The following is a 12498-nucleotide window of genomic DNA, read 5'->3' on the forward strand; positions in this document are numbered from 1 at the left end:
TCCAATCGAGGGATGACGCGGGACGCGATTTTCTAAACTTTCTTCTTCTTCAGACCCCGGTGCACGAGAGGGTTCCGCCGCCTTGACGCGGCGCGGCCGGAGATTCCCCGGACGCGCACCGTGACAACAAACTCAACTGCCGCGCGGCGAGGGGCCGCGCGAAGTACTGCAATGATCGCAAATTTACGACTTTACTGCTTCGGAGCCTGGGCGGCGGGGGCGGGCTGGGCTTCGGCGGCCGGGGCCGGAGCCATCAGCAGCGGCGTGGCCACCGGTGCGCGCAGGGCGCCGGCCTGGGTCGGGGCCGAGCCACCGGCCTGCATGTCGGCGTTCTGGCATTCGTCGGCCAGGCGCTGGCCCAGGTTCTTGTTGAACAGCATGGCCTTGCCCGGGATCACGACGAGGTCGAGGCCCGATTGCTGGTCGAAGTAGCGGTCGGCGCCGGTCACGGTGGACTGGCGCGGCAGGCGGTAGTCACGGCCTTGCCAGTGCACGGTCAGCACTTCGTCGCGCAGCATGTTGCCATTGATATAGATGACGTTGCCCAGCTCGCACTGCCACTTCTCGCCGGACGGCGTGGCGGGGGCGGCGGCAGCAGTCGTGGCCTTCTTGCTGGACTTGGCGGGCGCTTTCTTGGTCGCAGCCGGCTTCTTGGCGGGTTCCTGAGCCATGGCGGTGGAGGCGACGGTCAGCGAGAGGGCGCCGAGCAAGGAGGCAAGCACGATCTTTTTCATGGGTATTCCTTCCGGATTTTGAATGATTACTTGGGGGCTCTGATATTGGGCGGGGCCGGGTGCCCGTGCGGACGCCCGGCAACTTTCCGCCGCTATTCTCTACGATTTGCCTGACAGGGCGAAGTCCGTCATCTATTGGTTACACAATCGGAAATGTCTGGTTTGCCATGGGGCACTTCAGGCCGGAAAAGGGCAGTATCCGCGCGCGGAGGCGTCACCCGGGTCATTCAGTCGAAGAACAGCTCGGCCGCCGCTGCCGGCAGGTGGGTGCCCGTCGCGTGGGCACGCTGCAACAGCGCCCAGTAGTACCGGTAGCTGGCGCGGTCGTGCAACTGGCCGTCATGGCGGATTGGCGCCCAGTTGTTCTCGTGCGCGGCCAGCAGAATCTCGCTGGCCGCGCCGATCTCGGTGTCGGTGGGGCGGAAAGCGGCCACGATCGGGGCAATCTGACCCGGATGGATGCTCCACTTGCGCAGGTAGCCGAACTCGGCGCGGGCGCGGCTGGCGTCTTCGCCGGCGCGCTGCGGATGCTGAACGTCCGTGCTGACGTTGTGCGACGGCACTTTGCCGTGGCGATGGCAGGCCGCCGAGATCTCCAGCATCGCGCGGCGGATCAGCGGGTATTCGAACTGGCCCGGCGAGCGCATCGCATCGCCCGGAATGGCGCCGTGGTGCGCGGAGACGAAGTCCATCAGCCCGAAGCTGAGGCACTCCACCTGGACCAGCGCGGCGATATCGAAGACCTGTTCGAGTGCTGCATGTGTCTCAATCAGCACATGAATCGGGATATGCCGGGCGATGCCGGCACTGCGCGCCACGTGGTTGACGTGGTCGGTCACCCGGGCCACTTCCACCACATCGGTCACCTTCGGCACCACGACGTAGGCCAGCCGCGCGCCAGCGGCGGCGACCAGGATGTCGATGTCCTCGCGCCAGTGCGGGTGGGCCGGGTCGTGGATGCGCACGCCCACGCGATTGTGGACGTTCGCGGGGCTGTTGATCAACTGGGCGCACAGCGTGGCGTGCTCGCGCTCCAGGCCGACGGCGGCGCCGTCCTCGCAATCGAATGTGATGTCGAACACGGGCCCAAGCTCTTGCTGCAGGGCCAGCGACTTGCGCATGAGCTTTTCGCTGCCGGCATAGTGGTCACACACCGGCAACTGGACCGGGATGGCTTCGCCCTGGAACAAGACCTCGGAAGGATGCACGTTGAATACTTATGGAGTGGGGGGTAATTGACGAGACAAAGCCCGCGCCCATGAAAAAACCGGGGTCCGCGCCGATTGTTGCATCGATGCGGGACCCCGGTTCGTCATGCGCGGGAAGCTCCGGAAGATCAGCCCAGCAGATGCTGCACGCCGGCCTTTTCTTCTTCCAGTTCCTTCAGGGTGATGTTGATCTTTTCCTGGCTGTAGGCGTCGATCTCCAGACCCTTCACGATTTCATACTTGCCGTTGGCGGTGGTCACCGGGTAGCCGAACATGGTGTCGGCCGGGATACCGTATTCGCCGTTCGACGGGATGCCCATCGTGACGACCTTGCCGTTCGAGCCAAGTACCCAGTCGTGCACGTGGTCGATGGCGGCGTTGGCGGCCGAGGCAGCCGACGACAGGCCACGGGCCTCGATGATGGCGGCGCCGCGCTTGCCAACGGTCGGCAGGAACACGTCGTTGTTCCAGACCGGGTCGTTGATCATGTCCTTGACGCTCTTGCCGTCCACGGTGGCGTAGCGGTAGTCGGCGTACATGGTCGGGCTGTGGTTGCCCCACACGAACATCTTCTCGATCGACGCCACCGGCTTGCCGGTCTTGGCGGCGATCTGCGACAGCGCGCGATTGTGGTCCAGGCGCAGCATCGCGGTGAAGTTCTCGCGCGGCAGGCTCGGGGCCGACTTCATGGCGATGTAGGCGTTGGTGTTGGCCGGGTTGCCCACCACCAGCACCTTGACGTTGCGGCTCGCCACTTCGTCGAGCGCCTTGCCCTGCACCGTGAAGATCTGGGCGTTGGCTTCGAGCAGGTCCTTGCGTTCCATGCCCTTGCTACGGGGACGGGCGCCAACCAGCAGGGCCACGTCGGCGTCCTTGAAGGCAACCTTGGGGTCGTCGGTGATGACCACGCCGGCCAGCAGCGGGAACGCGCAGTCTTCCAGTTCCATCACCACGCCCTTGACGGCGGCCTGGGCTTGCGGGAGGTCGAGCAGTTGGAGGATAACCGGCTGGTCTTTGCCGAGCATGTCGCCGTTGGCGATGCGGAACAGCAGGGAATAGCCGATCTGGCCAGCGGCGCCGGTCACTGCGACGCGCATTGGGGCTTTAGCCATGAGTAAATCTCCAAACGAAATGAGGGGTAACCGGTCAGTGGCGCCTGCCGCACGGGGCGGGCGCGTCGCGTGTCGCCACGGGGCAGGCTGGCGTCCGCCGCGTCGGGGGCGACAAGGCGTAAGTCTACTACTGCTATGTGGTGCGCCGCATCCCGAACGGTGCCGCAATGCCCGAATCCGGGTCTTGCGGGGGATGGCGGCCGGGGGCGGCGGCGCGGACTGCGCGAGTGTAGGACGGGCCTCCGTGACTGTCAATTTATATGTCTTATATAAGACATAAGACATTTCATAGCGTGCTGGACGCGATTCTCGATTTTGTGGTGAAATCCGGGCTATGTCATCCCTGCCCACGTCCCTGTCCGCCGCAGCCGGCAACGGCGCGCCGGAATCTGGCGCCCCCCAGAGCGGTGCCGGGACGCAGCCGCCCGCGGCCAATGCGCCGGCCGGCCCGGTCAATCCCTCGCCGACGTTCAGTCCCCTCTATCAGCAGATCAAGGCCCTGATCACCCAGAGCCTGCAGTCCGGCGAATGGAAACCGGGCGAAATGATCCCGAGCGAGATGGACCTGGCCGCGCGCTACAAGGTCAGCCAGGGCACGGTGCGCAAGGCCATCGACGAACTGGCTGCCGAGAACCTGGTGGCCCGCCGGCAGGGCAAGGGCACTTTCGTGACCACGCACTACGAGGACGTGGTCAAGTTCCGTTTCCTGCGGCTGGTACCCGACGAGGGCGAGCCGCACTATGGCGCGAGCCGGGTGCTGGAATGCAAGCGCCTGCGCGCGCCGGCCGAGATCGCACGGCTGCTGGACATCCGAACCGGCGACAGCGTCGTGCAGATCCGCCGCGTGCTGACATTTTCGAATGAAGCCACGGTGCTGGACGAGATCTGGCTGCTGGGTACCAATTTCAAAGGACTGACGGCCGAGAAGCTCAACGAGTGGAAGGGCCCGATGTACGCGCTGTTCGAGGCCGAGTTCGGCACGCGCATGATCCGCGCCACGGAAAAGATTCGGGCGGTTTCTGCCGATAATACGGCGGCCGAGTTGCTGTCCGTGGCCGCGGGTACGCCGCTGCTGTCGGTGGAGCGGGTATCGTTCACCTATGGCGATCGTCCGGTGGAAGTCCGCCGCGGCCTCTATGTGACCACCCGGCACTATTACCAGAATGACTTGAGTTAATGCATGGTGGCGATGCTCGCCAGGGTCGGGGCGCGATTATTGCGGCGCCTGCAGATGACCTGTGCCGACCGTTGCGGCCATTGAATGGAATCATCGGGAATGCGCCGGGGAGAAGTCCGATCCGGCGTGGTGCGCGAAGTATTGCGTGCGATTGTCGGGCACGCCGGGTTGGTGCGCGATAGCTGAAAATTATTGGTGCGGCGCGCAACAAAGGCGCTAAAATCATCTGGATTTGCTCCAGTGCATTCATTTGCATCCAGCGCAACCCACGCGCAGGATCCAAACCGGTGCGCACCGGAAGGCGGGTGTGTCCCGTGCCTTCAAGGTACCCGGAGTCGCGTCACTGCGCAATCGTGTAGCGATCCGGTGAAACCCGGAGCAATGGCAGTTTTCGTTCTTTTGCAGTTTTTTTTCTACCGCAAATGGGGTCTCGCATGGCTGAAGCCGTCAAACAAGCCAGGCCGGAGTTCCGGAACATCGGTATTGCGCAAATCGCGCGTTATCGGTTGCCCTGGGCCGGCAAGGTATCCATCCTGCATCGCGTCAGCGGTGCATTGATGTTCCTCCTCCTTCCGTTCGTTCTGTACCTGTTTGAGCAGAGCGTCACGTCCGAGCTGAGCTTCGCCAAGTTCTCGGCACTGCTGTCCAACGGCTTCGTCAAACTGGTCATCCTGGCGCTGATCTGGGGTTACCTGCATCACTTCTGCGCTGGCATCCGCTTCCTGCTGCTCGACGTGCACGTCGGCGTGGCAAAGCCCACGTCTGCAAAGTCGGCCGTCGCGGTGCTCGTCGTCAGCCTGCTGCTCACCCTGATTTTCGGGCTGAAGCTATTCGGCCTGTTCTGAGGAGAATCAAGGTGGCAAACAATAATATCGGTCCCAAGCGTCTTGTCGTCGGTGCGCACTACGGTCTGAAGGACTGGCTGGCGCAACGCGTGACCGCCGTGATCATGGTGCTGTTCACCGTGATCCTGGCGGGTGTGTACCTGGCCTTCGGCAATCCGTCGTACGAAGGCTGGGCAGGTCTCTTCTCCAACCAGTGGATGAAGATCCTGACGTTCCTCACCATCCTCTCGCTGCTGTATCACGCCTGGTTTGGCGTGCGCGACATCTGGATGGACTATGTGAAGCCGATGGCCGTGCGCCTCGTGCTGCAAGTTCTTACGATTCTGTGGCTCGTCGGTTGTGCGGGCTACGCTGCTCAGATTCTCTGGAGGGTGTAATAAATGGTCGCAGTCAAGACTGGATTGCCGCGTCGTCGGTTTGACGTGGTCATCGTCGGGGCGGGCGGCGCCGGGATGCGCGCATCCCTCCAGCTCGCGGAAGCCGGCCTGAACGTGGCCGTGCTGTCGAAGGTTTTCCCCACCCGCTCGCACACCGTGGCGGCGCAGGGTGGCATCGGTGCCTCGCTCGGCAACATGAGCGAGGACAACTGGCACTATCACTTCTACGACACCATCAAGGGCTCGGACTGGCTGGGCGACCAGGACGCCATCGAGTTCATGTGCCGGGAAGCGCCGAAGGTCGTGTACGAGCTCGAGCACTTCGGCATGCCGTTCGACCGTAATGCCGATGGCACGATCTACCAGCGTCCGTTCGGCGGCCACACGGCCAACTACGGCGAGAAGCCCGTGCAGCGTGCCTGCGCCGCGGCTGACCGTACCGGCCACGCGCTGCTGCACACGCTGTACCAGCGTAATGTGCGCGCTAAGACACATTTCTTCGTCGAATGGATGGCGCTGGATCTGATCCGCGACGAAGACGGTGATGTGCTGGGCGTGACCGCGCTGGAAATGGAGACCGGCGAGGTCTACATCCTCGAAGCCAAGACCACCCTGTTCGCCACCGGCGGCGCGGGCCGGATCTACGCGGCTTCCACCAACGCCTTCATCAACACGGGCGATGGCCTGGGCATGGCGGCACGTGCCGGCGTACCCCTGGAAGACATGGAGTTCTGGCAGTTCCACCCGACCGGCGTGGCCGGCGCGGGCGTGCTGATCACGGAAGGCGTGCGTGGCGAGGGCGGCATCCTGCGTAACAAGGATGGCGAGCGCTTCATGGAGCGCTATGCCCCGACGCTGAAGGATCTGGCGCCGCGTGACTTCGTGTCGCGCTCGATGGACCAGGAAATCAAGGAAGGCCGTGGCTGCGGCCCGAACGGCGACTACGTGCTGCTCGACCTGACCCACGTCGGTGCCGAGACCATCATGAAGCGCCTGCCGTCGATCCGCGAAATCGGCATGAAGTTCGCCAACGTCGACGCGATCAAGGAACCGATCCCCGTCGTGCCGACCATCCACTACCAGATGGGCGGTATCCCGACGAACTTCCACGGTCAGGTCGTGGTGCCGAAGAACGGCAACCCGAACGAGATCGTGAACGGCTTCTACGCGATCGGCGAATGCTCCTGCGTGTCGGTGCACGGCGCCAACCGCCTGGGCACGAACTCGCTGCTGGATCTGGTGGTGTTCGGCCGTGCGGCCGGCAACCACATCATCGCCAACGCGAACAAGCAGAAGGAACACAAGCCGCTGCCGGCTGACGCCGCGGACCGCGCCATGTCGCGCCTGGCCAAGCTGCAGGGCACGACCTCGGGCGAATACACCCAGGACGTGGCCAACGACATCCGCCGCAACATGCAGTCGCATGCCGGCGTGTTCCGTACGCAGAAGCTGATGGACGAAGGCGTCGAGCGCATCCTGGAAGTGGCGGAGCGTGCCAACAACATCCACCTGAAGGACAAGTCCAGGGTCTTCAACACCGCGTTGGTGGAAGCCCTGGAAGTGTCGAACCTGGTGGAAGTGGCCAAGGCGACGATGATCTCGGCCGCGGCCCGCAAGGAATCGCGTGGCGCCCACGCCCACAGCGACTTCCCGAACCGCGACGACAACAACTGGCTCAAGCACACGCTGTTCTACAGCGAAGGCAACCGCCTCGACTACAAGCCGGTGAAGATGGAGCCGCTGACAGTGGAATCGGTTCCGCCGAAGGCCCGTACCTTCTGAGCCCCGCATCGTAGAGACAACAGGACCCACAGAAATGAAGCGTATTTTCGAAGTCTACCGCTACGATCCGGACAAGGACGACGCGCCCCGCATGCAGACCTACGAGGTAGAACTCGACGGTCACGAGCGCATGCTGCTCGATGCGCTGGTCAAGCTGAAGAAGCTCGACGAGACCATCTCGTTCCGCCGTTCGTGCCGTGAAGGCGTGTGCGGTTCGGACGCGATGAACATCAACGGCAAGAACGGCCTGGCCTGCCTGACGAACATGCGCGAGCTGCCGGACCGCATCGTGCTGCGTCCGCTGCCCGGCCTGCCGGTGGTGCGCGACCTGATCGTCGACATGACGAACTTCTTCAAGCAGTACAACTCGATCAAGCCGTTCCTGATCAACGACGAGCCGCCGCCCGAGAAGGAGCGTCTGCAGTCGCCGCAGGAACGTGACGAGCTGGACGGCCTGTACGAGTGCATCTTGTGCGCGAGCTGCTCCACGTCCTGCCCGTCGTTCTGGTGGAACCCGGACAAGTTCGTCGGCCCGGCCGGCCTGCTGCAAGCCTACCGCTTCATCGCGGACAGCCGCGATCAGGCCACCGGCGAGCGTCTGGACAACCTGAACGACCCGTACCGCCTGTTCCGCTGCCACAGCATCATGAACTGCGTCGACGTGTGCCCGAAGGGTCTCAACCCGACGAAGGCCATCGGCAAGATCAAGGAACTGATGGTTCGCCGCGCGGTATAAACCAGCGGTATAAACTGCCTCCTGCCACCACGCGGGAGGCTGCAGTATCGCAGTCTGCAGTTGAAGTAAGCGGCGCGTCAGCCTGTTGAGGTATATCAGGTGACGCGCCGATCGCAAGAAGGCTGACCATGAGTCTTTCCACCACTTTCTCCCATCAGGCCGATCCGCATAAGCGCGCCCGGTTGCGCTGGCGTGCCCGCCGCGGCCTCCTGGAGAACGACATCATCGTCGAACGTTTCTTCAACCGTTACGAGGAGAGCCTGTCCGATGAGGACGTGGCATCGCTGGGCGAGCTGTTCGAGCTCAGCGACAACGAGTTGATGGACCTGCTGCTTGTCCGCAAGGAGCTGGACGGTGAGCTCGACACGCCCCCGATGCACCGGGTCCTGGACCTGCTGCGTTCGGTCTGAGTTTGGTCAACACTATTATTCACAGCATTTGAAGGAACCGACATGACGCCGTCCGATGTGAAAGCCACGCTATCGTTTTCCGATGGTTCCCCCAGCGTTGAGCTGCCGATCTACAAGGGTACCGTTGGCCCCGACGTGATCGACATTCGCAAGCTGTACGGACAGACCGGCAAGTTCACCTATGACCCGGGGTTCATGTCGACTGCGTCGTGCAACTCCAAGATCACCTACATCGACGGTGACAAGGGCGAACTGCTGTACCGCGGCTATCCGATCGAGCAGCTGGCAGGCAAGTGCGATCACCTGGAAACCTGCTACCTGCTGCTGAAGGGCGAACTGCCCAACGCCAAGCAGAAGGAAGAGTTCGTCAACAGCGTGATGAACCACACGATGGTTCACGAGCAGCTGCAATTCTTCCTGCGCGGCTTCCGCCGCGATGCCCACCCGATGGCCGTGCTGACGGGTCTCGTGGGCGCGATGAGCGCGTTCTACCACGACGCGATGGACATCGATGATCCGCACCAGCGTGAGATCTCGGCCATCCGCCTGATCGCCAAGATGCCGACCCTCGTGGCCATGGCATACAAGTACAACATCGGCCAGCCGTACATCTACCCGCAGAACGACCTGTCCTACTCGGGCAACTTCCTGCGCATGATGTTTGGCACGCCGTGCGCCCCGTACACCGTGAACCCGGTGCTCGAGCGCGCGCTGGACCGCATCTTCATCCTGCACGCAGACCACGAGCAGAACGCCTCGACCTCGACGGTGCGCCTGGCTGGCTCGTCGGGCACGAATCCGTTCGCCGCCATCGCCGCTGGCGTGGCCTGCCTGTGGGGTCCGGCCCACGGCGGCGCCAACGAAGCTGCGCTGAAGATGCTGGAAGAGATCGGCAGCGTGGACAACATCAACGAGTTCATCAAGCAGGTCAAGGACAAGAACTCGGGCGTGCGCCTGATGGGCTTTGGCCACCGCGTGTACAAGAACTACGATCCGCGCGCCAAGCTGATGCGCGAAACCTGCCATGAAGTGCTGAACGAACTGGGCCTGCACAACGACCCGCTGTTCAAGCTCGCCATGGAACTGGAAAAGATCGCGCTGGAAGACGAGTACTTCGTGAGCCGCAAGCTGTACCCGAACGTGGACTTCTACTCGGGTATCGTGCAGCGCGCGCTGGGCATCCCGACCTCGCTGTTCACCTGCATCTTCGCCCTGGCACGTACGCCGGGCTGGATCTCGCAGTGGGAAGAGATGATCACGGACCCCGAGTACAAGATCGGCCGTCCGCGCCAGCTCTTCAACGGCAACGCCGCCCGCGAAGTGCCGGACATGGCCAAGCGCTGATCCCGCCGCGCGAGCGCAGGGTGGCCTAGTCGCCTTGCACTGCAGCAAACACGAACGCCCCGGCTTGCCGGGGCGTTTGTTTTTCCGGCGGCGTGGCGTTGTGCGGCGCCGCGCGAGGGTCATCGGCGCAGCTATGCACAACAGTTGTGAAAGGCCATTTTTGCGACGATTCCTGCCATGCGAAGGTTGCAACTGTCTACATTTGTTGTCTGATTTTCGGCAAAGTCGGGAACTATCGCCCCAACGGGTTGCAACTTCCCTCTATAATGCGGGCTGCTTTTGCCACCGGCAGCCGGGCCACCCTTCCGGCACGTCGCGAGGCAAGGCGGGGCAGGCGAAGCGCTTGCGCAATAGAGAACGCATCAACGTTGTCTTTCCGAACTTTTGGCGCCACGGGCTTCCGGGCGCTGACACATGCCGGGCCCCGCATCGCTTCACGTCTTCATCGCAGGCCCGTCTTCCGCTTCGGGTCGTCCCTCCGCCACCTCTGGCGGCTCTCCCCGCGGGTGTTGTTCGATTGCGCTGGTCATGCCGCCTCTGCCCGGAATGACCTAAACATAATCGAGGAGCTCCTGATGACGTTGTCCCGTCTCACGTCCACTGCCATGGCCGCCGTGATTGCCACCGCCGGCCTCACTGCCGCCAGCCTGGCCCACGCCGAAACCGTCAAGATCGCCATCGCCGGCCCCATGAGCGGCTCGGTCGCCCAGTACGGCGACATGGTCAAGGCCGGTGCCCTGACCGCCATCGAACAGATCAATGCCGCGGGCGGTGCCGGTGGCAACAAGCTCGAAGTGGTGCTGATGGACGACGCCTGCGAGCCGAAGCAGGCCGTGGCGGTTGCCAACAAGGTCGTGAGCCAGAACATCCGCTTCGTGATTGGCCACGTGTGCTCCGGCTCGACGATCCCGGCATCGGATATCTACGAGAACGAAGGCATCGTGATGGTCACGCCGTCGGCCACCGCGCCGCAGCTGACCGAGAACAAGAAGCGCAAGTTCATCTTCCGCACCATCGGCCGTGACGACCAGCAGGGTCCTGCCGCTGCCCAGTACATCATCGGCAAGGTCAAGCCGAAGAAGGTGGCTGTGCTGCACGACAAGCAGTCGTACGGCCAGGGCATCGCCTCTTCGGTGAAGAAGGACCTGGAAGCGGCCAAGATTCCCGTGGCCGTGTTCGAAGGCATCAACGCCGGCGATTCGGACTACTCCGCTGTCATCACGAAGCTGAAGTCGCAGGGCGTGGACTTCGTCTACTTCGGCGGCTATCACCCGGAAATGGGCCTGCTGCTGCGCCAGGCGCGCGAGCAGGGCGTGAAGGCCACGTTCATGGGCCCCGAAGGCGTGGGCAACAAGGACGTGACGGCCATCGCCGGCCCGTCGTCGGAAGGCATGCTGGTCACGCTGCCGGCCGACTTCTCGGCCGACCCGGCCAACGCCGCGCTGGTGAAGGCCTTCGCCGACAAGAAGCGCGACGCCAACGGCCCGTTCCAGATGCCCGCCTACGCCGCCGTGAAGATCATCGGCGACGCCATCGCCGGCGCCAAGAGCACGGACCCGGCCAAGGTGGCCGCGTACATGCACAAGAACGCGTTCACCACGCCGATCGGCAAGGTCGAGTACGACGAGAAGGGCGATCTGAAGTCGTTCAAGTTCGTCGTCTACACGTGGCACAAGGACGCCACGAAGACCGCCGCCAACTAAGTCCGGCGCCAGTCTGGCGAAACGCCTCGCTCCCGCATAGGGAGCGGGGCGTTTTGGTATCGGTTCGATGTCGGATAGTCGTCACATCATGATGGCCCGCGCGCCGCATCGGGCTCCCCGATCCACAAGGTCCCCCGCATGAACGAATTCCTTCCACAGTTCACCCAGCAGCTGGTCAACGGCCTGACACTGGGTGCGATCTATGCGCTGATCGCCATTGGCTACACCATGGTCTACGGCATCATCGGCATGATCAACTTTGCCCACGGCGAGATCTACATGATCGGCGCCTACGTGGGCCTCGTGACCCTGACCGCCATCGGCGCGCAGGCCGGCTACCCGCTGCCGCTGGTGCTGGGTGCTGCGCTGATCGTGTCCGTGGCCGTCACCGGCTGTTATGGCTTTGCCGTGGAGCGCGTGGCGTATCGCCCCTTGCGCGGCGGGCCGCGCCTTGTGCCGTTGATCTCGGCCATCGGCATGTCGATTTTTCTTCAGAACTACGTCCAGATCGGGCAGGGCGCGCGCGACGTGTCCGTGCCGGTGCTGATCTCGGGTGCCATCGAATTCCAGATGGGCAGTGACTTCGTCGTGACCGTGCCGTATTCGCGCCTGCTGATCGTGGGCGTGACGCTGGTGCTGATGGTGGCGCTGACGCTGTTCATCGGCCACTCGCGCATGGGCCGCGCCTGCCGTGCCTGTGCGGAGGACATGCGCATGGCCAACCTGCTCGGCATCGACACGAACCGCGTGATCTCGTTCACCTTCGTGCTCGGCGCGATGCTGGCCGCCGTGGGCGGCGTGCTGATCGGGCTGACCATCGGCAAGCTCAATCCCTTCATCGGTTTCATTGCCGGCATCAAGGCCTTTACGGCCGCCGTGCTGGGCGGCATCGGCAGCATTCCGGGCGCGATGCTCGGCGGCGTGCTGCTGGGTCTGGCCGAAACCTTCGCCTCCGGCTACATGCCGGCCGAGTACAAGGACGTGGTGGCGTTCGGCCTGCTGGTCCTCGTGCTGCTGTTCCGTCCGACCGGCCTGCTTGGCAAGCCGGATGTGGAAAAGGTCTGAGGAGG

Annotated in this window: 12 protein-coding genes; 9 read left to right on the top strand and 3 right to left on the bottom strand. The window is 63.5% G+C overall.

Going from position 1 to position 12498, the window contains the following annotated elements; translation table 11 throughout:
• Positions 1–191: 191 nt before the first annotated feature.
• The 3 genes from AC1DP9_RS02015 to AC1DP9_RS02025 all read right to left on the bottom strand — a co-directional run bounded on the left by AC1DP9_RS02015 (position 192) and on the right by AC1DP9_RS02025 (position 3054).
• Positions 192–734: a hypothetical protein gene (locus AC1DP9_RS02015; protein ID WP_092290183.1), complete on the bottom strand. Its 543-nt coding sequence runs from the start codon at positions 732–734 to the stop codon at positions 192–194.
• Positions 735–961: 227 nt separating this feature from the next.
• Positions 962–1942, bottom strand: coding sequence for an HpcH/HpaI aldolase/citrate lyase family protein (locus tag AC1DP9_RS02020; protein WP_092290181.1), 981 nt, complete (start codon positions 1940–1942; stop codon positions 962–964).
• Between the two features lie 128 nt (positions 1943–2070).
• On the bottom strand, positions 2071–3054 hold the full coding sequence (locus AC1DP9_RS02025; RefSeq protein WP_092290179.1) for a malate dehydrogenase: 984 nt from the start codon (positions 3052–3054) through the stop codon (positions 2071–2073).
• Between the two features lie 334 nt (positions 3055–3388).
• Here AC1DP9_RS02025 and AC1DP9_RS02030 point away from each other — a divergent pair, with 334 nt between their 5' ends.
• The 9 genes from AC1DP9_RS02030 to livH all read left to right on the top strand — a co-directional run bounded on the left by AC1DP9_RS02030 (position 3389) and on the right by livH (position 12493).
• Positions 3389–4231, top strand: a complete 843-nt coding sequence (locus AC1DP9_RS02030) for a GntR family transcriptional regulator (protein ID WP_092290175.1) — start codon at positions 3389–3391, stop codon at positions 4229–4231.
• Positions 4232–4665: 434 nt separating this feature from the next.
• Positions 4666–5076: a succinate dehydrogenase, cytochrome b556 subunit gene (gene sdhC / locus AC1DP9_RS02035; protein ID WP_092290173.1), complete on the top strand. Its 411-nt coding sequence runs from the start codon at positions 4666–4668 to the stop codon at positions 5074–5076.
• A gap of 11 nt (positions 5077–5087) precedes the next feature.
• On the top strand, positions 5088–5453 hold the full coding sequence (gene sdhD, locus AC1DP9_RS02040) for a succinate dehydrogenase, hydrophobic membrane anchor protein (protein WP_092290168.1): 366 nt from the start codon (positions 5088–5090) through the stop codon (positions 5451–5453).
• Positions 5454–5456: 3 nt separating this feature from the next.
• Complete coding sequence (gene sdhA, locus AC1DP9_RS02045; RefSeq protein WP_092290166.1) at positions 5457–7235, top strand: succinate dehydrogenase flavoprotein subunit; 1779 nt, start codon at positions 5457–5459, stop codon at positions 7233–7235.
• Positions 7236–7269: 34 nt separating this feature from the next.
• Positions 7270–7971: a succinate dehydrogenase iron-sulfur subunit gene (locus AC1DP9_RS02050; RefSeq protein ID WP_092290164.1), complete on the top strand. Its 702-nt coding sequence runs from the start codon at positions 7270–7272 to the stop codon at positions 7969–7971.
• A gap of 128 nt (positions 7972–8099) precedes the next feature.
• Positions 8100–8381 carry an FAD assembly factor SdhE gene (locus tag AC1DP9_RS02055; RefSeq protein ID WP_092290162.1) on the top strand — a complete coding sequence of 94 codons (282 nt, stop codon included), beginning with the start codon at positions 8100–8102 and terminating at the stop codon, positions 8379–8381.
• 42 nt (positions 8382–8423) lie between these two features.
• Entirely contained in the window at positions 8424–9725 is a 1302-nt protein-coding gene (gene gltA, locus AC1DP9_RS02060) for a citrate synthase (RefSeq protein ID WP_092290160.1), read from the top strand.
• Between the two features lie 575 nt (positions 9726–10300).
• The gene (locus AC1DP9_RS02065; RefSeq protein WP_092290159.1) at positions 10301–11428 is read left to right on the top strand and encodes a branched-chain amino acid ABC transporter substrate-binding protein; all 1128 of its coding nucleotides are present in this window, start codon (positions 10301–10303) and stop codon (positions 11426–11428) included.
• A 138-nt stretch (positions 11429–11566) separates the two neighbouring features.
• The gene (gene livH / locus AC1DP9_RS02070; RefSeq protein ID WP_092290158.1) at positions 11567–12493 is read left to right on the top strand and encodes a high-affinity branched-chain amino acid ABC transporter permease LivH; all 927 of its coding nucleotides are present in this window, start codon (positions 11567–11569) and stop codon (positions 12491–12493) included.
• Positions 12494–12498 lie beyond the last annotated feature (5 nt).

This window comes from Cupriavidus sp. 01L43 (genome assembly GCF_056399925.1).

Bases quoted from the DNA above. Each gene is read 5' to 3' on its own strand.
- AC1DP9_RS02015 (WP_092290183.1), bottom strand. From the start codon at position 734: ATGAAAAAGATCGTGCTTGCCTCCTTGCTCGGCGCCCTCTCGCTGACC.
- AC1DP9_RS02025 (WP_092290179.1), bottom strand. From the start codon at position 3,054: ATGGCTAAAGCCCCAATGCGCGTCGCAGTGACCGGCGCCGCTGGCCAG.
- AC1DP9_RS02030 (WP_092290175.1), top strand. From the start codon at position 3,389: ATGTCATCCCTGCCCACGTCCCTGTCCGCCGCAGCCGGCAACGGCGCG.
- sdhC (WP_092290173.1), top strand. From the start codon at position 4,666: ATGGCTGAAGCCGTCAAACAAGCCAGGCCGGAGTTCCGGAACATCGGT.
- sdhA (WP_092290166.1), top strand. From the start codon at position 5,457: ATGGTCGCAGTCAAGACTGGATTGCCGCGTCGTCGGTTTGACGTGGTC.
- AC1DP9_RS02050 (WP_092290164.1), top strand. From the start codon at position 7,270: ATGAAGCGTATTTTCGAAGTCTACCGCTACGATCCGGACAAGGACGAC.
- AC1DP9_RS02055 (WP_092290162.1), top strand. From the start codon at position 8,100: ATGAGTCTTTCCACCACTTTCTCCCATCAGGCCGATCCGCATAAGCGC.
- gltA (WP_092290160.1), top strand. From the start codon at position 8,424: ATGACGCCGTCCGATGTGAAAGCCACGCTATCGTTTTCCGATGGTTCC.
- AC1DP9_RS02065 (WP_092290159.1), top strand. From the start codon at position 10,301: ATGACGTTGTCCCGTCTCACGTCCACTGCCATGGCCGCCGTGATTGCC.
- livH (WP_092290158.1), top strand. From the start codon at position 11,567: ATGAACGAATTCCTTCCACAGTTCACCCAGCAGCTGGTCAACGGCCTG.